Consider the following 21,371-nt stretch of genomic DNA (forward strand, 5'->3'; position numbering starts at 1 on the left):
CCAAGCTCGCGGATCGGACACGATGCGGACCGCGGTCACACGGGCACCGCTACCCGCGCGCCCGGCCTTTCAGGAGAGTCGCTGAGTGTCGAAGTTCGGGGCGCCGATCGCGCCCGTACCGACACAGGCCACTCCGTGCAACCCGACGTGGTCGGTGCAATGCACGGATCGGGGGTCGCAGTGCCGGCGAGTCCTGGAGGACGTCACTGGGCACAGCAATACCGATGTCCCTTCGCCAATCGCCGATGACTTCGACGGGGCGCTCCACGGTTGTGTCGATGCGGCACAGTCGGCCCTCGGGCGAGCCTGCCTGACGCCACCGACGGCTTAGCCGCGTTGCACGTTTGCACCATTGCAAGGACAGAGTTCGGCGGCATGGGCCTCGCTGATCCGCTCACTCAGCAATTCACTTCAGGCTATGACTCGCGAAATTTGAAGCCCAGTTCTCAGGAAGAAGACGGAGGCGGAGTATGCAAGGGTTCACTCGTCGCAACCTGATAGGAGCGGCATGTGCTTTGGGTGGGGGTCTCACCTGGGGCTCCCTACAGGTCGATAGCGCCACCGCTGCACCCTCGGGGAATCCGGTAGGTGCCTGGACACACGAGGGCGTGCTGCGTGGCATACGCCAAGGCGCCGTGAACGTGTGGAAGGGAGTACGGTTCGCCGAGTCGCCGACCGGGGAGCACCGGCTCGCTCCTCCGCGCCCGGTTGAGCGTTGGGCAGGCGTACGTGACGCGACCGAGTTCGGTCCGGCCGGCCTCCAGCCGACCGGGGCGTTCCCGGGCCCCCAGCCGCCTGGCATGCGGCAGAGTGAGGACTGCCTGTTCCTCAACGTCTGGTCACCATCCACATTCGGCAAGCGACCGGTCATCGTGTGGATCCACGGCGGCGCCTTCGTGATGGGTGCCGGCAGTCACTACGACGGTTCGGTTTACGCGGCGCGTGGAGACACAGTTTTGGTCACCATCAACTACCGGCTCGGCGCATTCGGAGGTCTCGCCCTGCCGGATCGTCCCGGGGTGGCCAACCTGCGGCTGCTCGACCAGATCGAGGCTCTGCGTTGGGTGCGCCGAAATATCGGTGCCTTCGGTGGTGACGCGGGAAACGTCACCGTCATGGGTGAGTCAGCCGGCGGCATGTCGATCGGAGCCCTCCTAGGCGCGCCAGCGGCCAAGGGCCTCTTCCGGCGGGCCATCGTGCAGAGCGGCGGACCACGGCCGGTGCGCGACCACGCCTACGCGCGAAGAATCACAGAGGCCATGATGCGTGCACTCGAGCTTGACGCCCCGGAGCAGATGATGCAGGTTCCGGCCCAGGACCTGCTCGCCGCTTCCATGACAGTGCACGAGGCTCCAGCCTCGCTGGAGCCGTTCGCTCATGTGACCGATGGCTTCGTCCTGCCGACACACCCTCTGGATCACATCGACGGCGAGGTCGACCTTCTGATCGGCACGTGCGCGAAAGAGGCTGATCTCTTCATGCCGACGCCTCTAGGCGTCAAGCTCGAACGAGGCGCCAAGGCCGCACTCGGATCCGCATGGGACCGTATCTTCGCGGTGTACCGCGACACTGCGCTTCCGAGGCAGCAGGCCGTCCACGACCTGATCAGCGGATGGTTCGCTGTCATGCCCTCCGTTTGGCTGGCAGAGGCCGCGCACCTCGCGGGAGGCCGAGTGTGGCAGTACACCTTCGACTACACCGACGCCAGCCCTGCCGGGGCTTGCCACGGATCCGACGTTCCCTTCACCTTCGGCACGGTTGAACCGGAGCGGCTGGCTCCGAACGCTGATCCCGTCGAGGCACAGTCCCTTTCCCACAGCATGCTCGATGCGTTCGTAGCCTTCGCGCGTACCGGCAACCCGTCCCATCCTGACCTGCCGGCCTGGCCCCGCTTCCGGCCCGACCGGCGGGCGAACATGTCCTTCGGTGCCACTTCACGAGTCGTCGATGACCGGCTCTCGCGCGTGCGCCGTCAGGCGTGGGCGGGCATAGACCCTCACCGCGTCTGCTGACTGTTGCTCCAGGCTGGCTGGGATGCCGCAGTCGGCCATTCCGGCGCGTGCGGTTTTCGATGAGGGAGGGCCGCTGCTCACCGGCCCGCCTGCAACTATTTGCATGCCCTTGTCGCAGGTAATAGGGCATGCGCCGCGGCAGTGCGCGGCACACCCCGCTCTGCCTGTGTCATCGCAGCCACGACACACGGGCGGCCTGGCATCGCGCATGGCTGTAGCCCTGTGACGCTCATGAGCGCATTCTGCGGCCCGCAGGCCATGTAGGCTCGCGGGCCGCCCGCATGCGGCCCCCGCAAAGTCACCACATGAAATGCCTCTTGAGAAACGCGTGCTATATGGCGACGTGCCAGCTGGGACACGCATCGAGTGGGTGTAAAAAAGTGACCTCACGCCGTTGACACGTGTTACATCCGTGCCTAGATTCCCTATTTAGTGCTCATTCTGTCTTGCCTGACAAACCGCTTCATGGCCCACGAGTGCTGTCCGTACGCCGACACTGCCTCGGCTCGCCGTCTTTCGCCCCCGACTTCCGTGACCGGAGATCCCATGGTGCACAGCAAACTTCTTTCTGCTCCGTCCTCGCGAGATGTGAGTGGTATACGTGCGGTGACTGCCGCCTTTGCCGCGGTCGGCCTCCTCATGACTGTGGGGGCGTGCAGTGGCGCCGACGCGAACAATCAGGCCGTAAGCCGCCAAACGCTTACCATCGGAGCGCCCACGCCGCCTCTCAGCCTTGATCCGGCAAAGAACGGTGGCGGTGTCAACGAGTTGTTCGTCGATCTCGCCTATCAGGCACTTATTCACGCCAAGCCCAATGGCAGCTACACTCCGATGCTGGCCGAGAGCTTCGGGTATGTGGGTAAGGGGCATCGACAGTTCGAAATCACACTCCGCCCAGGAGTGACATTCTCAGACGGCACCTCGCTGGACTCTGCGGCAGTCAAGACGTATCTGGAGTACTTCCGTTCCGCCGGCGGTCCTTTCTCCGCCACTGCGAAGAACATCACGGCAATTGAGACGCCGGACGCCAAGACCGTGGTGCTGAGACTGGCTGGCCATGACCCCGACATGCCGCTGAACTTCTCGGAAGCCGGCGCCTGGGGCAATGTGGTGAGCCCCAAGGTCCTCAAGGAGCGCCCCGCCACGCTCGGCTCCTCGACCGCCGGCGCCGGGCCCTACATGCTCGACACCGCCGCTTCCGTGCAGGGCTCCACCTACACGTATGTGCCCAACCCCCGTTACCGCGGCCCCTCGACACGGCAGTACAGCAAAGTCGTCATCAAAGTCATCCCCAACTCGACCACTGCTTTCCAGGCGTTGCGTTCCGGCCAGATCCAATTCATGCAAGGGGATACCACCCTGCTGGCCAAGGCCAAGCGCAACGGGCTGAAAACCCACGAGCAGGGCGCAGGTTTCGTCGGGCTGTTCCTCCAGGACCGTGAAGGTAAGAAGGTGGAGGCGTTGGGTGATGTGCGTGTGCGACAGGCCATCAATCACGCCATCGACCGTAGATCGCTTGCCAAGGCCATCGGCGGATCGACCGGCGAGCCCTTGTCTCAGATCATCGCTCCAGGTGCCGCCGGCTATTCGAAGGATCTGGAAAAGCGCTATCCGTATGACCTCGGACGTGCCAGGAAGCTGCTGAACGAGGCCGGGTATGAGGACGGCTTTTCTTTCACTGTTCTGACGGGTGCATTCGATCCGGTCAGTGCCAAACTCGCCGCCGGCATCGCCGAGCAGCTCAAAGCAGTGGGCATCACGATGACCATTGAATCCAAGACTGCCTTTCCCGACTACGCTCGCGCACAGGAAAGTGGCGCTTACCCGGCGAACGTGGCCAACTGGGGTGCGACAACTATGTATGCGGCAGCGACGCAGCTCGTGCTGCCGGAGGGTGTGGTCAACCCGTTCCACACCTCCGATGAGCAGATGGAAAAGCTGTACAGAGAGGCTGCAGCCCTTCCCGCGAGCAAGTCCAGTGCGAAGTGGCGTGCGCTGTCTGCTCGCGTTTCCCACCAGGCCTGGTTCGCCCCGGTGATGATGCAGAAGGCTGTGTTTATCGCCCCCGAAGGTCTCGAGGGGTATAGCGACAACGCCTCCTACCCCAATCCGGTGTTTATCCGCAACAGCTGATCCAGTACCGCTCTAGGCGGCGGCACTACTCTGCCGACCGGCGGTCCCGACATCGAGGTATCCCCTGTGGGCACGTTCCTCCTCAGACGCCTTATGCGATCGGCAGTGCTGATCGTTGTGGTGACCTTCCTTACCTATTTCCTCGTCTCTCTCACCCCTGGGGACGCCGCTTACACCCTGCTGGGTGCGCGAGCCACCCCAGAGCAACTCCAAGCCCTGCGACATGACATGGAGTTGGACCAGCCACTGGTCGAGCAGTACTGGCGTTGGCTTTCTTCGGCGCTGCACGGAGACTTCGGCCGCTCCTTGCTCACCCAGCAGTCCACGTCCGAGGTGCTGTCCCAGCGGCTGGAACCGACCGTGTCCCTACTGGCCGGAACGGTCCTGGTCAGCGTTGCCCTCGGCTGCCTGTTCGGCGTGCTCGCCGCTGTGCGCGGCGGATGGCTGGGACGGCTGGTCGACCTGGTCGGCCAGATGGGGCTGGCCGTCCCCAACTTCGTCCTTGGCCTCATTCTCATCGCGGTCTTCGCGGTGAACATGCGACTTTTCCCTGTTAGCGGCTACATCGCGTTCGCCGAAGATCCGGGGCTGTGGATCCGCAGTCTGGTGCTACCGGTCTGCGGGCTGGCTTTCGGTGTGATCGGCGTGATGGCCCGTCAGTTGAAAGTGTCCATGGAGGAGGTGATGCAGCGCGAGTTCATCACAGCTATGCGGGCCAACGGGTACCCGCAGCGGTCGATCATCTACCGCCACGCGCTGCGCAACGCCGGTCTTCCCGTCGTAGCCAACCTCGGAGTCATCGTGGTCGGCATGCTTTCAGGGTCTGTCCTCATGGAATCGGTCTTTGCGCTTCCGGGGCTGGGCAGCCTGCTCGTTCAGGCTTCCGCCCAAGCGGATCTTCCCCTCGTCGAAGGAGTTGTGGTGGTCATGACCGTCATCATCGTCGCGGTCAACATCGGCGTGGACCTGATCTCCGCCTGGCTCGACCCCCGGGTGGTGCGGCCATGAGCGCAGAAATCCTTTCCTCGACACCCGATCCGGACAGCGCCGCCGGACAGCGTCCGAAGTTCCTCTCAAAGGAACGCGCGCGTCGCGGCCCGTACCGGCCCGCGACGCTGCTGGCAGGGGCGTGGCTGATCCTGATCACCGTGGCCGCCGGCGCCGCGCCCCTGCTGGCGGGGCACGACCCTCTGACTCAGGACCTGGCGCAAGTGCAGGTGGGGCCCGGAGGCGAACACCTGCTCGGCACGGACTCCCTCGGACGCGACCTGCTGGCGCGGCTGCTGCACGGCAGCCGCACCACACTCCTTGGAGTCGCCGTCGGCGTCGGGGTATCGGTGAGTATCGGTGTACCGCTGGGGCTGTATGCAGGCTACCTGCGCGGCCGGGTCGACAAGGTCGCGTCGGCGGTCGCGGAAATCCTGATGTCACTGCCTGGACTGATCATTCTGATCACCGTTCTGGCTGTGTACCCCTACAGCATGATCGCGGCGATGGTCACCTTCGGTGTGCTGTCCTCGGCGGCGCTGTTCCGCATCGTCCGGAACGTCACCATGGCAGTCGCTCAGGACCTGTACATCACTGCCGCCAAGTTGGCGGGACTGTCGAGGAGGCAGATCCTCCTCCGCCACATCCTGCCTCGCATCCGCCCCACGGTTGTCGCCCAGACCGCTATCGTGGCCGCACTCGCGCTCGTCACCCAGTTGGGCCTGGGATTCCTCGGCATTGACACGCGACCACCACACGCCACGTGGGGCGGTGTCCTACAGGACGCCTCGACCGTCATCGCGGTGTCGAGCTGGACCGTGGTCCCCCCGGTGGTCGTGGTCACCTTGACCATTCTGGCGTTCGGCATTCTCGGGGACACGACAACGAGCCAGCCATACCGTCTCACTCGCGCCCGCACCCGCACAGGACGTCCTCAGGCTCCCCGCACAACCCGACGGGCGCCGGCCGATCAACTGCTGTGTGTTGAGCACCTCACCGTGGTACTCACCCGCGGTGGTGGTGGCAGCATCCTGGTCGACGATGTGTCGTTCGGTATCGGGCGCGGTGAGATCGTCGGACTCGTCGGCGAGTCAGGTGCCGGCAAGTCGGTCACATCCCGCGCGATCCTCGGTCTTCAACCCACCCAGGCCAAGGTCGATGGTTTCATCGACTTCGACGGCCTGAACCTGCTCGACCTCACCGACAAGGAACTCCACCACCTCAGGGGCCGCCGCATAGCGCTCGTGGGCCAGGAGCCCATGGTCAGCCTCGACCCCACGATCCGCATCGGCGCTCAGCTCGCAGAGGCAGTCCGTGCCCACCAGAAGGTGGGGCGCAAAGAATCCCACCGCCTTGCCCGGCAACTGCTGACGGACGTGAGGATATCGGACCCCTCCGCGGTGGCCGATCGGTACCCGCACGAGATATCCGGGGGTATGGCTCAGCGGGTGTGTATCGCCGTCGCTCTCGCAGGGAACCCAGAGCTGCTCATCGCAGATGAACCGACCACTGCCCTGGACGTGACCGTGCAAGCGGAGATTCTGGACCTGCTCCGCGACCTGCAGCGTGAGAGGAACATGGCGGTCCTCCTGGTGACACACGACTGGGGTGTGGTGGCGGACCTCTGCGACCGCGCCATCGTGCTCTACGCGGGCCAAATCGTGGAACAGGCTGCCACCGAGCGACTCTTCGACCATTCGTGTCACCCCTACACGGCTGCGTTGCGCGCTGCTGACCCCCATCAGCAGCAACCGGGTCGCCGGCTGACGACAATCGGCGGCAGCGTGCCACCCCCTGGTTCGTGGCCCCCCGGCTGCCGCTTCGCCGATAGATGCGTGTCGGTGACCGAGGAGTGCTCCAACGCGGCTGTGCCGCTGCACCTGGTGGCGGAGGGCCACATAACCCGGTGCATCCACGTCCGAGCCGACGACAAGGAGGCGCATCGTGTCCCGTGAGTCGTCCAGCGTGCCAGTGCTGGAACTGGAAAATCTCTCCGTCACCTATCGTCGGCGTCGGCAAGCTCCGTTCGAGGCTCTGAACAACGTGCACCTGCGCCTAGAAGCCGGGGAGACACTCGGCTTGGTGGGGGAATCCGGCTCGGGCAAGACGACGATGGGCCGCGCCCCGTTCGGTCTGGTGCCCATCACATCGGGCACCGTCCGGTTGGACGGTGAGGACGTTACCCATGCGACCGCCAAGGAGCGGACACGATTGACGGCGCGCATGCAGATGGTGTTCCAGGACCCCTACGGGTCGCTGAACCCGGTGAGAACCATTCAGGACACCATGGTCGAGCCGCTTTTGGTGCACGAACCCGGTACGTCGGCCGCTCAGCGCGCCCAGCGCGTCGCCGAGGCGCTGGACCGTGTTGGACTGCCCCGCCGGGCCGCCCAGCGGCTGCCTCGTGAGTTCTCCGGCGGCCAGCGGCAGCGCATAGCCATTGCCAGAGCCCTGATGCTCAAGCCCCGGCTGTTGGTGTGCGACGAGCCCGTGAGTGCACTGGACCTGTCGGTTCAAGCCCAGATACTCAATCTCTTGGCCGACCTGCGTGCTGAACTGCAGATCAGCTACCTGTTCATATCGCACGACCTCGCCGTGGTACGCCATATCGCCGACCGGGTGATGGTTCTGTACCGCGGCCACGTGGTCGAGGAAGGCGACGCAGCCGCCATGGCCGCACGCCCGGGTCATCCCTACACCCACGCCCTGCTGTCCGCCGCACCCGTTCCCGACCCGAGAACCCAGCGCACGCGGCGTCAGCAACGCCAGGAACGGCTCACCGCGCCCCTGCCCACCACGACAGGCGGATGCGTGTTCGCGCCCCGTTGCCCCCACGTGATCGATGCTTGCGACACGCCGCCACGGCTGACCCCCTTCCGCACCGGAGGTCTGGCTGCATGCCACCGCATGGAGGATCTGCGTCTTGATCCGCCGCCAGGCACCGCCGCGGCCGATCACCCAGCCTCATGATGAAGGAGTTCTCCGATGACCGCTGACGACTTCACCGCTCCCCGGCCCCGGTACGGACCTGTGCCGGAGGCCAGAGTGGATGGGAACCACGTGCTCTATGCGGACGCGATCGTCGCCGAAGTGCCCGGCTTCCGCCCCCTCACCCTCGACCTCGTGCGGCCTGCCAAGGCGTCCGGCACGGTTCCGCTTGTTATATGGATCCACGGAGGTGCCTGGCTCGAGGGCACGAACAAGAGATTCATCCCGCACTTCTCCGAAATACCCAGCCGGATCGTTCGCTCAGGCTACGCCGTAACCTTCATCACCTACCGTCTCAGCGGTGAAGCCCACTTTCCAGCGCAGCTGCACGATGTGAAGGCCGCTGTGCGTTGGCTTCGCCATCACGCTGCGGAGCTGGCCATCGACGCGTCACGGTTCGCCGTGTGGGGGGAGTCCGCCGGTGGTCATCTGGCTGCCCTGCTCGCCCTGACTGGGGACGACCCCGAACTGGCTGGAGACGTGGGATCCATCGATACGTCGGACCGGGTGCACGCCGGAGTCATCTGGTACGGGCCGACGAACCTGCTCAGCATGCAGTCACAGGCACTCCCTGATGCGGTACTCGACCACGATGCACCTGATTCGCCGGAGAGCTGCCTTCTGGGCGCCCCGCCCCAGCACGATGCGACACGTGCCGCGTTCGCCAGCCCGGTCAGTTATGCCTTGCCCAACGCGGCGCCTGTCCGGCTGGTGCACGGGACCGCTGACCGCATAGTGCCGTGGCAGCAGAGTCAGGAGCTGTACCAGCATCTGCGCAGCGCCGGAAGCGAGGCCGAACTCCATCTGGTTCCCGGTGCCGACCACTGCTTCATCGGTGTGCCGGCCGAGCCTCTCATCGACGACGCCTTGGACTTCCTCGGACGCGTGCTGGACAACCGATGACCCATATCGCCCCTGGTTTCGAGGCCGTCAGCGAACGCCTGGCCGCGTTCACTCAGGCCGACCCCTCTTACAGCGCGCAGGTCTGCGCCCTGCGGCACGGCCGGACCCTGATCGACCTCGCCATGGGACCACGCCTGGCCGTTGACAGCCTGATCGGCGTGTTCTCCAGCAGCAAGGGGGTGGCCGCCATGTGCACCGCTCTGCTCATCGAGTCGGGCGACCTCGACTTGGACGCTCCCTTTGCCCGGTACTGGCCCGCTTTCGCGGCAGCGGACAAGGCTGAAGTAACGGTACGAACGGCCCTGTCTCACCGAGCCGGCCTTCCTGTGATCGCAGGCGGCTTCACATCCGAGGATCTCGAAGAACACGACGAACTGGCCGCCCGCCTGGCTGCGGCAAGGCCGCTGTGGGTGCCAGGCACCAGCCACGGGTACCACGGAATCACCATAGGCATCATCATCTCCGAACTGATTCGACGAATCACGGGAGCGACTTTCCGTGACTTCTACAAGGAGCGACTGCAAACCCCTTTCGGCATCGACTTCCATTTCGGCGTTGACGACAAGGTGCTACCCCGTGTGGTCGACACATTGCCCCAGTTGCCGCGTAACGAAGAGGAGGTCCGAATATTGGCTGCGGCAGGAACCGAGCCGTTTCACCTCCTTAATATGGTCGTCAATGTAGACGGTTTCCCGCCGTTCGCCGAACAGGCCAACAACCCCGTGATCAGGCGATCGGGTCCTGCTGCCATCGGAGGGGTGGGAAATGCGCGAAGCCTCGCTCACCTGTACAGTCACTGCCTTCAAAGCGCCGACGGGCCGGAACCGTTGGCTCCAAAAGCTCTCGGCGTGATGAGTCAAGTGCACAGCTCCGGAACGGACCTGGTGCTCGGCATCCACAACCGCTTCGGGATCATCTTCGAAACGTCCGATGCACGGTTGGACTTCGGTAGCCCTTGGGCGTTCGGACATGACGGCGGCGGCGGCTCCATAGGTTTCGCGGACCCCGCTACCGGCCTCGCGTTCGGATACACGACAGGTCGTATGCCCATCCCCGGCGGCGCTGACCCCCGCGGGCTCGAACTTGCCCGCGTCATCCGTAACCGGATCCGTTCGATGCGCTGAGGGAGGCATCGGGTCGTTAAGCCCGGGAAATGGACGCATGTCTTGCCCCTGGGCCGGTCGGCACTCGACAGTGCTGCGGGGCGCTGAAGTGGCGGGCGCCCGAAGTGGAATCCCGGTGAGCGCGGACCGCCCGGGGGCGGTGAGCAACGATAGGCGATGGACGCTGTCAGCGAAGAGAGTTGCCTGGCCACAGTGCGGCATGTGCTGAGCCGCCCACGCAGCGGCTCTTTGGTGGTCCGTGTGGAGGGTCCGGCTGGTACGGGCAAGTCACGACTCGTCGGACGCGTCCGGGCGCGGGTGCCCATCGATGTGGCTTTTCACGAACTCGGTCCTGCCCCGATGCCGGATATGCGGGCGCAGACTGCGGAAGGGTCCTCCAGGCAGGCCCTGTGAGTGTTCGAGGACGCGCACCTGGCCGACGAGGATGACGGGGAGCGCATCGCACGAATCATACGCGGGCTGTGCCCGGGGCGTGTGATGCCGGTGACCTACCGCCCTGAGGAATTCGCGGTGCCGGGGCTGGTGTTCGGTCGACGGTTCGACTATCCGCCTCGGACCACGGTGCTGCGTCATAAGACCGGGCCACTCGCTCTCGCGACGGTGCGGCGGGTGATGCAGAAGACCGAATTGGTCCCGGCCGCCCGCGGTCCGACGGGGCTCGAGTGGTTCCGACAGGCGCTGGCCGCGGTTGAGGCCGGGCACGCCAGGGGCATGCAGTCCCGTGGCGTCCAGGTGGGTCGCGGCGGAGAAGCCCTGGTCGTGGCCGAAGTGGAAGACGGCAGTTCGCCCCAGATGGCCATCGGCGTAAAGGCCGGGCCCATAGAGGTAGGGCGGGTGGTCGCTGGGCTGGTAGTCGAGGATGCAATGCAGGGGAGGACCAGGACACCGCGAAGCGTCGCACGCTGCTGGGTGGCGCCGCTATGGGTGTGAGCGCGACTGCCGAGCCCTGGGGACGACTCGCCTTCGCCCTCAGTAAGGGGTCCAAGATCTATTCGCCCTCCGCCGTCGCGCTCATCGACCGGGTTGCCGAACTGCACGTCCAGGAACTCAACGTCAGCGCCCGGCGCCTACAAAGCACAGTCGAGTCGCATCTTGACGCGATCACCGCGGCTCTGCCTCATGCCGGCGAGCACGAGCGGGCGATGCAGCGTGGTGATCAGGCGGAGTGCCCGGTGTGCGGCAGGTCGTGGACGGTCGGGTTGGACCGGCAGCGTTCGACCACGTATTGCTCGCCGCGGTGCCGGTCGCGAGCCTGGCGTCTTCGGCGGGCGTAACGCGATTCCGTCGCGGTGACGCCGTAGCCGAACACCGCAGGTCAGCGCCGGGGCGCAAGCGCTTCTGACGGGCTTTGGCGTGCTTCGAGCGCCGTCCCTTTGCGCCCAGTGCCCCCTGCCGCGCCTGTCGTGATCTCGTCACGCTGGGCTGTGACCAGGGCCGATGTCATCGCGCTCGTGCGGGTGTCCAGACCGGCCCAAGGCGGCGAGGGGTGGTCACCATGTCGGACCGGGTCGGGAACGTCACGCGGAAGCGTTACGAACAGATCGTGGCGGAGGCCCGCGAGCTGATCGCGGAGATGGCGCGGGCGCAGTTCGCGCTGGGCGACAAGGCGCTGGAGATCGAGCCGATCCGTGGCCATGGGGGTTCGACGGCTTGTCGCCACCGGCGACCACCCAGCCGGCGCTGGGCGGCGGGACGGCGGAGGCGCTGGTGAGGGTGAGCGGGATCGCGACCATCGCGGCACCGACGGCGAGACCGACGCCGATACGGGAAACGCCATGACTTCATAATTCCTCCATGCGGTCGTGGTTACTGGGGTGGGACGCGGTCACTGCGGTAGAAGTGCACGGTGTGGCGGAACTTCTGCGAGGCCGGTACTCGTTGGCAACTGTCCGCAGTCCTGAAGCCCGGCCCCGGCTACCGGGAACCGGCGCTCACTCCGTCCAGCGGCAGCGCACACCGACCATCTGGTGGCGAGGGAGAATGTGGTCATGCCGCAGGTCGAGGGAGGTGGCCGGATGATCCTGGTGGAGGTGCTCGGCCCGTTCGCCGTGCGGCGGGACGGGGTCGAGGTGCCGCTCGGGCCACCGCAACAGCGTGCGCTGCTCGCCGCCCTGGTGCTGGCAGAGGGTGTCCCCCTGTCGTCGGCGGCGCTGGCCGCCGAGATCTGGGAGGGCGAGGCACCGGCCAGCGCCGTACCGGTCATCCGCAAGTACGTGCACCACCTGCGCCGCCTGCTCGGCGACGAGCTGACCGTCGAATCGTCCCGGCGCGGGTACGCACTCACGCTCGCACCGGGCACGCTCGACGCGGACACGTTCGCCGACGCCGTCCGCGCGGCGGAACGGGCGCGCGCCGGGGGTGATCCCGACACCGCCGGGGACCGGCTGCGCGAGGCGCTGGCGCTGTGGCGCGGGCCCGCGCTGAGCGGGGTCACCGGCCCCGGCGTCGACCGGCACCGGACGGTACTGGACGGGCGGCACCTGGCGGCGCGGCGCAGCCTGCTGGAGGTCGACCTCGAACTGGGCCGCGAGCAGCGGATCCTGCCGGAACTGCGGTCGTTGGTGGACACCCATCCGCTGGACGAGCACCTGCGGCTGCTGCTGATGACGGCGCTGTACCGAGATGGCCGCCAGGCGGACGCGATCGCCGCCTACCAGGAGTGCCGGAAGTTGCTCCGCGACGAACTCGGGGTGGATCCGGGCCCCCGGTTGCGGGAGCTGTACGGCCGAATCCTGCACGCCGACGAGACGCTGCTGGCTGCCCCGGCCGCCTCCTCGGTACCGGCGCAACTGCCGGCGCCCAGCGCGGCGTTCGTCGGCCGGGAGGAGGAGCTGCGCCGGATGGGCGCGCTGTCGGCCGGCGGCGTCGTGGTGATCTCCGGCATGGCCGGGGTCGGCAAGACCACGCTCGCGCTGCACGGGGCACACCGGATCGCCGACCGGTTCGGCGACGGTCACCTCTACGCGGACCTGCACGGATTCGGCCCCGGCGGGGAGCCGACGCCGCCCGGGGAGATCCTCGACCGGTTCCTCCAGGCGCTCGGGGTCGCGCCCGCCGACGTGCCCGGCGATCTCGCGGTGCGCGCCGGACTGTTCCGCACGCTGACCACCGGGCGCAGGCTGCTGATCCTGCTGGACAACGCCGCGGGGGCCGACCAGGTGCGCGACCTGCTCCCTGGCGCTGGCCCCGGCCTGACCGTCATCACCAGCAGGGGGACGCTTCCGACGCTGCTCGCCCGCGTCGGTGCCCGGCCGCTGGTGCTGCGACCGCCGGACGACGAGGAGGCGCTGGCGCTGCTCGTGGCGCGGGTCGGCACGGACCGGACACGCGCCGAGCCGGTCGCGGCGCGCGAGATCGTCGCCCGTACCGGCGGCCTCCCGCTGGCGCTGGCCGTGGTCGCGGCGCGGGCCGTGGCGCAGGAGCACCTGCCGCTGTCCGCGATCGCCGCCGAACTGCGCGAGGCGCACGGCACGCTGGACGCCTTCGCGGGCGCCGACGACGAGGTGCGCTCGGTCCTTTCCTGGTCGTACCGCGCGCTCGAACCGGAAGCCGCCCGCGCCCTGCGCGTCCTGGGCGCACACCCAGGCCCGGACGTGAGCGTCGCCGCTGCGGCGAGCATGCTGGCGCTGCCGGAGCCGCACACCCGCACGCTGCTGCGGGCGCTGGTCGCGGCGGCGCTGCTGGTCGAGCACCGGCCGGGCCGGTTCGCCGCGCACGACCTGGTGCGCGCGTTCGCCGCCGGGCTGCCGTGGTCCGGCGACCAAAAGCGCCGGGAGGCCGTGCACCGGCTGCTCGACCACTGTCTGCACACCGCGTGCGAGGCGGTCATGGCCGTCTTCACGGCCCGGCCCAGTATCCCGCTCCCGCCCGAGTTGCCGGGCGTGGTGGTTTCGGCACCGTCGCCGGACGCCGCCACGTGGTTCGCGGACGAGTACCCGGTACTGCTCGCCGCGCACGATAACGCCCACCGGGACGGGTTCGACGGGCACTCGTGGCGGCTGGCCTGGGCGCTGCGCGACTTCTTGAGCAGGCAGGGCCTCTGGCACCACCTCCAGACGTCGCAGCAGCTCGGACTGGCGGCGGCGCAACGCCTGGGGGACCGGCTCGCCGAGGCACACTCCCGGCGCGGTCTGGCGCTCGTGGAAGCGAACCTGGGCCGGTACTCCGCGGCCCGCGAGCAGCTACGGCAGGCGGCCGAGGGCTTCGAGGCCGCGGGGGCGCGGGAGTTCCTGGCCGAGACGCACCGCTTCGAAATCTGGGTCCTGGACTGCGCCGGTGACCACGAGCCGCAACTTGAGCTGGCCGAACGCCTGCTGGAGATGTATCCGCCCGGCACCGCGGCGAGCTACCGTGCCTCGGCGCTCAACTCGGTGAGCTGGTCGGAGATCCGGCTCGGCCGGTTCGGCCCCGCACTCGCGCACGCGCGGGCGGCGCTCGCGTCCGGCGAAGGGCTCGGGCCGTACTCGCTGGCCGACACCTGGCACACGCTCGGCAGCGCGCAGGCCGGGCTCGGCGACCACGAGGCGACGGAGCTGAGCTTCACCCGCTCCGCGGAGGTCTACCTCCGGGTCGGCGCGCACGCCCTCGCCGCGGTCGCGCTGCGCACGCTCGGCGACGTGCACCGCGACGCGGGCCGGCACGACCAGGCCGACGCGGCCTACCGGCGGGCCCTGGCGGCGGCGGGCGGGTCCGACGACCCGAGGGCGGCGGCGATCAGCGCGGAACTGGCCGTCTATCGCACGTGAACGGCACGGGAACCGGCCGCTCCTAGGGTCGTGCGGAACCGTCCCACCAGGAAAGGACCGACCACCCATGTCCGCACCCACCCCACCGCCCGGCATCGCGATGACGCAGTTGCTCGGCGGCTTCCAGGTCTCGCAGGCGCTCTACGTCGCCGCGAAGCTGGACGTCTGCACCATGCTGGACGACGGTCCGCGTACCGTCGCCGACCTCGCGGAGCGCAGCGGCACGCCGGCGGACCCGCTCGGCCGGTTGATCCGCACGCTGACCATGGTCGGTGTCTTCCGCAGCGAGGGCGACCTGGTGGCCACCACGCCGCTGGGCGCGCTGCTGTCGCGCAACCATCCGGGGTCGCTGGCGGGCGTGGCCGAGCTGTGGATGGAGACGCACTACGCGCCGTTCGAGGGTCTGCTGGAGACGGTCCGGACCGGGGTTCCGGGCGCGACGCGGCACTTCGGCAAGCCATTCTTCGAGTGGCTGTCCGAGGACCCGGCGCGAGCGGAGCTCATGACCCGCGCGATGGCCAACATGACCGGTGCTCGGGAGGGCATGTTCGACGGGTACGAGCTTCCGCCCGGCCGGGTCGTGGCGGACATAGGCGGCGCGGATGGTTCGGTGCTGGTGCAACTGCTCGCGGACCGGCCGGAGCGTAAGGGCGTCATCCTTGATCTCCCGGCGGTCGGACCGGCGGCCACCTCGAACCTAGCGAAACAGGGCCTGAGCGGCCGGATCACGTTCACGGCCGGCGACTTCTTCGAGTCGGTGCCCGCGGCCGACATCTACGCGCTCGGCTTCGTCCTGCACGACTGGGACGACGACTCCTGTCTGCGCATCCTGGAGTCGATCCGCAAGGCCGCGAACCCGGGCGCCCGCCTGCTGGCGCTGGAGGGCGTGATCCCGCCCGGCGACACGCCCCACATGATGAAGATGATCGACCTGACCATGCTCGGCATGCTGCCAGGCCGGGAGCGCACCGAGCCGGAGTTCCGCACCCTGCTGGAACGGGCCGGGCTCACCCTCGACCGTGTCGTGCCCACCCCAACCCCCTTCTCGATCGTCGAAGCGTCCGTGAACGGGAGCTGACCGCGGGCCGTACCCGGCGGCCGGCGGCCGGCGCCGTCTTGCCCGGGGCGCCGGGGGTGGAGATGAGGCGGGGGACGGCCGGGTGGCACGCCACCGGGCCCGGCTCCCCACGGATACGCGACGCGGCTGAGGCCGACCGGAGGCAGAGGGGGTGTCCGGCCGGGTTGGCGTAGACCCGTCCGCCCTTCTGACCGAGAGGACACCACGATGACCACGGCGTACGACTCGACCGACTGGCCCGACGACCCCAGCGTCGCCGAAGTGCGCACGCTCGCCGCACACATCGCCCACCAGGTCGAGACGACCGTGCTTGCCGACGCACTCGACGCACCCGACGCCGCCGAGGTCCGGCAGCTCCTGGCGACCGCGCACGCTGACGACGACGGGCGGGGCTCGACAGCGCCCGTGCCGTCGGCGAGCAGATGGAGACGCTGCGGGCCCGCTACTACCACCAGCCCGTCGGCGACGCCGCGAACGACCTGCTGCCCGCGGCCATGCGCTTGGTGCGGACCGTGCGCCAGGCCGCCGTCGGCGGATGCCGCCGGGGCGGCACCGGCCCCTGCTCCGGAGACGATCGGGTGCGCGTCGTCGTGTACGACGGATTCGTCGACGTACGCGACCCGGCGTGCCCGGAGCACGCGGCCGAGGAAGCAGAACGCTGGGACCACGGGCGCAGTGTCGAGGTACTGCTCCTCGGCGCCCGCGAGGCCACAGTCACAGCGCACGTTGCTGCACGGACTCACCCCTTGCCGCGCTGCGTCACTGCGCTCCCCGCGTAGTTCCACGACCATCGGCGCGGTCCGTCGTAGACCATCGGTTCTACTTTTCGGCCCTCAAATGAGGGCCGAAAAGTAGAACTTGCCCGGGCCAGAAGCTTGTCGCTTATGGCGGTTCCGCGCGACCGACGCTCAGGAGCGAGGTGAGGGCAGAGCAGGAGCGTCCCCGGCGACGAGGGAGTCGCGGCCCTCCGCCAGCTCAGGGACGTACTTGTAGATCGTGTTCCGCGAGACACCCAACAGCTTTGCAATGGACGAGATGCTGTTCTCCGGACGGGCGAGCAGCGCGCGAGCGTGCCGGATCTTCTCCTCGTCCATCGCGGGCGGACGGCCGAGTCGGGCGCCGCGGGCGCGCGCCTGAGCGAGGCCCTCGTGCGTGCCCTGCACGATCAGTTCCCGGATGAACTCCGCGAGCGCTGCGAAGACGTGGAAGACGAGCCTGCCGCCGGGCGTGGTGGTGTCGAGCGCCTCATACAGCGACTGGAAGCCGATCCCGCGCTTGCGGAGGCCGGACACGATCGAGATGAGGTCTTGGATCGAGCGGCCGAGTCGGTCCAGGCTGGGCACGACGAGGGTGTCCCCCGGGCGTCGGTATCTGCGGCGTGACCCCCGCGGACTGGGCCCAGGCCGGCGGGCTCTTCCCCAGTGACCAGCGCCGTGGGCTATGCCGCCACCCAGATCGCCCTGCGCTACGGCGCCCGGGTGATCGCGACCACCGGAACGACGCACGCCGACGCGCTACGCGGACTGGGCGCCGAGGTCACCGGCTACGGCGAGGGAATTGCCGAACGGGTACGCGAGCTCGCCGGCGGCCCCGTCGCCCTGGCCTTCGACGCCGCCCCGGTCAGCAACTCCCTGCCCGAGATAGTGCGCACCGTCGCCAACCCCGAAGACGCCCTGACCATGAGCGACTTCGCTACAGCTCAGGAACTGGGCGTGCGCTTCCAGTCCGGCGAGGAAGGCCACGAGTACCACCACCACGTCCTGGGCGAGTACGGGCGGATGGCGGCCGACGGTCACTTCTCCATCCCGCTCGCCGGCACGTACCCGCTGGAGCAGTGGCGCGAGGCAGCCGAGCTGAGCATGTCCGGCAAGCCCGGCCGCAAACTCGCCCTACAGGTGCGCTGAGACACCCCACCCCTGGCGAGACCGTCGCCCGGACACACCGCGATGGCTTGAAGCCCACCACCACGACGGCCGTGACGAGCGGGGCCTCCACGACGACTGACCACTCATCGCCACTGCCAGACCTGAGCGCTTCCGCCGGCCGCTCTCGTGCTCAGCTCGGCGTTGATCTCAGCGTTGACCTGCCGGGTGTGCCTTGGTGGTGTGACCATGTGGCGTCGGGTCGCGCCGTGGTCTTGCGGTTACCTCTGCTTGGCCAGGAAGGGCAGTACGACTTCGGCCATCTCGTCGGGTACCTCCTCGGCGAGGTCGTGTCCGGCGTTGAAGACGTGGCCGGTGACGTCGTGGGCGAACAGCTTCATCTGGGACTCGTTGCGGTCGCCGATGAAGGCCGAGCCGCCGAGGGCCAACACCGGGATGTCCAGCTTCTTTTGGGCTGCTTGCCGGTTCTGCTCGGCGTCGACGAGCATCGCCCGGTAGATCGACAGCATCGCGCGGATGCCACCGGGCATGGAGTAGCAGCGCACGTACTCTTCGATCGCGTCGGGGGTGGCGGTGTCCGGGTGGCTGCGCTCGTATTTGATCATGTAGGTGATCAGTTCGCGTTCGTGTCCGGCGATGAGCATCTCGGGTACGTCCGGCTGGAAGTAGAAGCCCAGGTGCCACAGGTGCATGCCGCTCGCGACGTTTTCCTGCGTAAGTGCGGTGTGGTCCTCGAAGCCGAACCCGGGGAACAGCGCCTCGGCGAAGATCAGGGCGTTGACGTGATCGCCGTGCCGGGCGGCGACCTGGTAGCCGATCACTGCTCCCCAGTCCTCTCCGATCACGCTGTAGGTGTCATGTCCGAGGTGGCCCATCAGCGCGGCGATGTCGTCGCTCATCGTCGCGGAGTCGTAGCCGTCTGCGGGACGTGCGGAGTCACCGAGGCCACGGAGGTCGGGCACGACGACGGTGTGGTGCGGCGTCAGCTTCGGGACGAGGTGCCGCCAGTGGTAGCTGGTCTTCGGCACGCCGTGCAGGAGCACCACGGCCGGCCCGGACCCGCCTGTCCGGTAGTGCAGACTCGTTCCGTTGACGGTGGCCCGGCCTGTGCGAACGGGCTTTTCGTGATGGTCGAAAATCATTCCTTCTTCACCTTTTCTGGGGTGTCTCGCGAAGAACTCGCGGGAGGTCGCGGTGCTCACCTCGGGAAGTTGCTCCCTCGGCCACCGCCGAGGGCTGGTGCGGTCACGGTGAGCGAGGGGACATGGGGCATCCGGTGTCGTGGCACGAGGCGTAGGCAGCATCGCCGGCATCGCTGTCGCGCCGGGCGCTTATCTGGATCGACCGATACACATTCCGGGCATGAAGAAATCAGTCGAGCGTGGTCAGTGCGACCTCCACGAGGGGTTCGAGGGCGCGGGCGTCCGGAGTGATCTTCGCGGAGACGAGGAGCCCGTTGAGGAACGTGACGAGGAAGGCGGCGAGGGTGGGCGGGTCGTGTCGCGTCGAGAGCTCGCCGCGCTCCGCCGCCGCTCGCAGCAGGTCAGCGAGCGCGTTCTGGTTGGCGCTCAGTACGTCCTGCAGGGTGCGCCGGGTCGGCTGGTCCTGTGGCAGGCGCTCGGTGGCGGCATTGACCAACAGGCAGCCCCTGCCGCCATGTTCGACAGCGATCCGGATCCGCTCGACCAGTAGCGCGCGAATCGCCGATCGGGCACCCGTCCCCTGTTCGAGGCTGCGCAGGGCGGCCGCCGCGAAGGTGGCGCGGTAGTGCTCCAGTGCAGCCCGGTACAGGCCGTCCTTGCCGCCGAACGCGGCGTACAGAGAGCCCAGTCCGATCCCGAGGCACTGGGTCAGGTCGTGCACCGAGGTTGCCTCGTATCCGCGCACCCAGAACAGCTCCATCGCGCGACTCACCGCCGCCTCGGTGTCGAATTCCCGGGTCCTCGCCATGCGCCCACCGTAGTCGATCTGGATCGATCGCTCAAGAATGCAGTGCGATCGCGGAGACGACGCCGACATCGAAGAGCCGAAAACCCACCCCGCCGACGGGACGACCAGCAGGCGTCACATCTTGTCGGGCCACGCTGGCAATCGCCGTCCTTCGGCCATCTGAGGCGCTCAGTCACAGCCGCCGGGGCGGTGTTCGGCGTTTCTTGAAGGCCGGGAGGTGCGGGTCGGCGTCACCCGACGCTGTACGGGCGCGGCCGTCCGCCGACCGCCTCGGCCATGTCGGCGGCCTTGTCGAGCATCTGCTGCACCCGCTTGCGGCTGAAGGAGACGAGGAGGAGGGCGAGGGCGTAGTCGGTCAGAGTGTGGATGCGGTCGCGGACCTCCAGCGACCCTCCGTCGATCAGCTCTCGCATCGCCAGCTCGCCCCGGGCCAACTGGCGGGCAGCCGTGGTGGCGGCGAACTCGTGCTCGGTCGGCGCGAAGCGAGCCAGGGCATCGACGTCCCGCACGAGGGACGCTGGGACGTACGGGCGGCCGGTGTCCCGGAGCATCTGGAGGGTGTCGTTGTAGAAGTTCGCGGTCTCGCCCCTGGCGAACTCCAGTTGGTCTTCCTCCAGGTGCGCGAGGTGTTCGGCGACCGCGGTGCGGTCGCGTGCGGCGTAGGCCCGCCACAGATCGTGGGCCCGCCATGCGGCCTCGTGCATCCAGGGGTCGGTGATGTCCTGGAAGTCGTGGAACTAGGTCATCGTGTCTCCGTGACGGGTCGGGCGGCGGTGTCCGCCGGGGTGCGGGGGCGGGGCACGGTGGCGGCCGGCACCAGGTCGAGCCGCTTGTTCATGTCCAGGCGGAACGTGCCGTACGGGTTGATGTTCGACCAGAACAGCGCGGTCAGGTCGCGCCGGTCCTCGGTGCTCAGCTTCTTGGCCCCCTTCGGTTCGGCCAGGACCTGCTGGAGGTGCAGGGTGTTGACGTGCACGAGCAGCAAGCGATTCTTCTCGAAGAGCTGATACATCCACGGCACCATCGTGGTGACCTGGAACAGCCTTCGCATGTTGCGATACCACGCGGCAGCGACGTCCTTGGCCGCGACGAAACCCCAGTACAGGCGCTGGGCCAGGCCGGCATTGGCCTCGAACAGTTCGCGGCGCGCGACGACGGTGTGCATCATCGGGAAGATGCCGGTGCGGCGATACCAGTCTCGTTCTCGGGCCTCGTGGTCAGTGAACAGCGGGGCGATGTTCGACGAACCGGCGAGGTAGGTCGAAGGCGCGTTGGAAGTGAAGAGCGCGTCGATTTCGCCGCGGTCGAGCATCTCGGCGAGGGTGCGGCCCGGCGGCGCGAACCCGACGTCGACGCCCTGCGGGTGCGGGTGGGTGGTGAACTCGAAACCGGCAGTGAGCGAAGTCTCGAGCCCGCCGATGACCCAGCGGTTGTTCTCCGGCGCGAAGCCGTAGTCCTCGGCCAAGATGCCCTTCGCCCAGATATCCGAATCCTGACCGTAGATGCCGAACTCGCCGATCGTGCGGCCGACGAGGTCCGCCGGGCCGGTGATCCCCTTGGTCGTATTG

Annotated in this window: 19 protein-coding genes; 14 read left to right on the top strand and 5 right to left on the bottom strand. The window is 67.9% G+C overall.

The window, feature by feature from the left end; genetic code table 11:
• Positions 1-470 precede the first annotated feature (470 nt).
• From FHS42_RS27080 to FHS42_RS27140, 13 genes are all read left to right on the top strand, one after another.
• On the top strand, positions 471-2,012 hold the full coding sequence (locus FHS42_RS27080) for a carboxylesterase/lipase family protein (RefSeq protein ID WP_246495460.1): 1,542 nt from the start codon (positions 471-473) through the stop codon (positions 2,010-2,012).
• Between the two features lie 546 nt (positions 2,013-2,558).
• On the top strand, positions 2,559-4,145 hold the full coding sequence (locus tag FHS42_RS27085) for an ABC transporter substrate-binding protein (RefSeq protein ID WP_184576447.1): 1,587 nt from the start codon (positions 2,559-2,561) through the stop codon (positions 4,143-4,145).
• Positions 4,146-4,211: 66 nt separating this feature from the next.
• On the top strand, positions 4,212-5,153 hold the full coding sequence (locus FHS42_RS27090) for an ABC transporter permease (RefSeq protein ID WP_312867052.1): 942 nt from the start codon (positions 4,212-4,214) through the stop codon (positions 5,151-5,153).
• A complete protein-coding gene (locus FHS42_RS27095; protein ID WP_184576451.1) occupies positions 5,150-7,087 on the top strand; it encodes a dipeptide/oligopeptide/nickel ABC transporter permease/ATP-binding protein in 1,938 nt (645 codons plus the stop codon). Before FHS42_RS27090 ends, FHS42_RS27095 begins: the two co-directional genes overlap by 4 nt.
• A gap of 16 nt (positions 7,088-7,103) precedes the next feature.
• Entirely contained in the window at positions 7,104-8,102 is a 999-nt protein-coding gene (locus FHS42_RS27100; protein WP_312867053.1) for an oligopeptide/dipeptide ABC transporter ATP-binding protein, read from the top strand.
• 15 nt (positions 8,103-8,117) lie between these two features.
• Positions 8,118-9,023 (top strand): alpha/beta hydrolase, encoded by a 906-nt coding sequence (locus tag FHS42_RS27105; protein ID WP_184576452.1) that lies wholly within the window; start codon positions 8,118-8,120, stop codon positions 9,021-9,023.
• On the top strand, positions 9,020-10,147 hold the full coding sequence (locus FHS42_RS27110; RefSeq protein ID WP_184576454.1) for a serine hydrolase domain-containing protein: 1,128 nt from the start codon (positions 9,020-9,022) through the stop codon (positions 10,145-10,147). Before FHS42_RS27105 ends, FHS42_RS27110 begins: the two co-directional genes overlap by 4 nt.
• A 393-nt stretch (positions 10,148-10,540) precedes the next feature.
• On the top strand, positions 10,541-11,077 hold the full coding sequence (locus FHS42_RS27115) for a hypothetical protein (protein ID WP_184576456.1): 537 nt from the start codon (positions 10,541-10,543) through the stop codon (positions 11,075-11,077).
• Positions 11,074-11,421, top strand: a complete 348-nt coding sequence (locus FHS42_RS37510) for a hypothetical protein (RefSeq protein WP_246495461.1) — start codon at positions 11,074-11,076, stop codon at positions 11,419-11,421. The genes FHS42_RS27115 and FHS42_RS37510 overlap by 4 nt, the downstream gene beginning before the upstream one ends.
• 221 nt (positions 11,422-11,642) lie before the next feature.
• Complete coding sequence (locus tag FHS42_RS27125; RefSeq protein WP_184576626.1) at positions 11,643-11,858, top strand: hypothetical protein; 216 nt, start codon at positions 11,643-11,645, stop codon at positions 11,856-11,858.
• Between the two features lie 277 nt (positions 11,859-12,135).
• Positions 12,136-14,892 (top strand): AfsR/SARP family transcriptional regulator, encoded by a 2,757-nt coding sequence (locus tag FHS42_RS27130; protein ID WP_184576458.1) that lies wholly within the window; start codon positions 12,136-12,138, stop codon positions 14,890-14,892.
• A 67-nt stretch (positions 14,893-14,959) separates the two neighbouring features.
• Positions 14,960-15,970 (top strand): methyltransferase, encoded by a 1,011-nt coding sequence (locus tag FHS42_RS27135; protein WP_184576460.1) that lies wholly within the window; start codon positions 14,960-14,962, stop codon positions 15,968-15,970.
• A 422-nt stretch (positions 15,971-16,392) separates the two neighbouring features.
• The gene (locus FHS42_RS27140) at positions 16,393-16,749 is read left to right on the top strand and encodes a hypothetical protein (protein WP_184576463.1); all 357 of its coding nucleotides are present in this window, start codon (positions 16,393-16,395) and stop codon (positions 16,747-16,749) included.
• 129 nt (positions 16,750-16,878) lie between these two features.
• Here FHS42_RS27140 and FHS42_RS27145 read toward each other — a convergent pair whose 3' ends face one another.
• On the bottom strand, positions 16,879-17,475 hold the full coding sequence (locus FHS42_RS27145; protein ID WP_184576465.1) for a recombinase family protein: 597 nt from the start codon (positions 17,473-17,475) through the stop codon (positions 16,879-16,881).
• Between FHS42_RS27145 and FHS42_RS27150 the strand changes: the two genes are divergently transcribed.
• Positions 17,392-17,874, top strand: a complete 483-nt coding sequence (locus FHS42_RS27150; protein WP_184576467.1) for a zinc-binding dehydrogenase — start codon at positions 17,392-17,394, stop codon at positions 17,872-17,874. The two genes, FHS42_RS27145 and FHS42_RS27150, sit on opposite strands and share 84 nt — an antisense overlap.
• Before the next feature lie 239 nt (positions 17,875-18,113).
• On the opposite strand, the gene FHS42_RS27155 is transcribed toward FHS42_RS27150, so the two are convergent.
• From FHS42_RS27155 to FHS42_RS37515, 4 genes are all read right to left on the bottom strand, one after another.
• Positions 18,114-18,995: an alpha/beta fold hydrolase gene (locus FHS42_RS27155; protein ID WP_184576469.1), complete on the bottom strand. Its 882-nt coding sequence runs from the start codon at positions 18,993-18,995 to the stop codon at positions 18,114-18,116.
• Positions 18,996-19,224: 229 nt separating this feature from the next.
• On the bottom strand, positions 19,225-19,803 hold the full coding sequence (locus FHS42_RS27160; RefSeq protein WP_184576470.1) for a TetR/AcrR family transcriptional regulator: 579 nt from the start codon (positions 19,801-19,803) through the stop codon (positions 19,225-19,227).
• Positions 19,804-20,033: 230 nt separating this feature from the next.
• Positions 20,034-20,507, bottom strand: coding sequence for a hypothetical protein (locus tag FHS42_RS27165; protein WP_184576472.1), 474 nt, complete (start codon positions 20,505-20,507; stop codon positions 20,034-20,036).
• Positions 20,508-20,545: 38 nt separating this feature from the next.
• Positions 20,546-21,268 (bottom strand): transposase, encoded by a 723-nt coding sequence (locus FHS42_RS37515; protein ID WP_246495462.1) that lies wholly within the window; start codon positions 21,266-21,268, stop codon positions 20,546-20,548.
• Positions 21,269-21,371 lie beyond the last annotated feature (103 nt).

Source organism: Streptomyces zagrosensis, assembly GCF_014203645.1.
GTDB lineage: Bacteria > Actinomycetota > Actinomycetes > Streptomycetales > Streptomycetaceae > Streptomyces > Streptomyces zagrosensis.

Bases quoted from the DNA above. Each gene is read 5' to 3' on its own strand.
- FHS42_RS27080 (WP_246495460.1), top strand. From the start codon at position 471: ATGCAAGGGTTCACTCGTCGCAACCTGATAGGAGCGGCATGTGCTTTG.
- FHS42_RS27155 (WP_184576469.1), bottom strand. From the start codon at position 18,995: ATGATTTTCGACCATCACGAAAAGCCCGTTCGCACAGGCCGGGCCACC.
- FHS42_RS27135 (WP_184576460.1), top strand. From the start codon at position 14,960: ATGTCCGCACCCACCCCACCGCCCGGCATCGCGATGACGCAGTTGCTC.
- FHS42_RS27140 (WP_184576463.1), top strand. From the start codon at position 16,393: ATGGAGACGCTGCGGGCCCGCTACTACCACCAGCCCGTCGGCGACGCC.
- FHS42_RS27130 (WP_184576458.1), top strand. From the start codon at position 12,136: ATGCCGCAGGTCGAGGGAGGTGGCCGGATGATCCTGGTGGAGGTGCTC.
- FHS42_RS27160 (WP_184576470.1), bottom strand. From the start codon at position 19,803: ATGGCGAGGACCCGGGAATTCGACACCGAGGCGGCGGTGAGTCGCGCG.
- FHS42_RS27105 (WP_184576452.1), top strand. From the start codon at position 8,118: ATGACCGCTGACGACTTCACCGCTCCCCGGCCCCGGTACGGACCTGTG.
- FHS42_RS27165 (WP_184576472.1), bottom strand. From the start codon at position 20,507: ATGCACGAGGCCGCATGGCGGGCCCACGATCTGTGGCGGGCCTACGCC.
- FHS42_RS27125 (WP_184576626.1), top strand. From the start codon at position 11,643: ATGTCGGACCGGGTCGGGAACGTCACGCGGAAGCGTTACGAACAGATC.
- FHS42_RS27095 (WP_184576451.1), top strand. From the start codon at position 5,150: ATGAGCGCAGAAATCCTTTCCTCGACACCCGATCCGGACAGCGCCGCC.
- FHS42_RS27110 (WP_184576454.1), top strand. From the start codon at position 9,020: ATGACCCATATCGCCCCTGGTTTCGAGGCCGTCAGCGAACGCCTGGCC.
- FHS42_RS27085 (WP_184576447.1), top strand. From the start codon at position 2,559: ATGGTGCACAGCAAACTTCTTTCTGCTCCGTCCTCGCGAGATGTGAGT.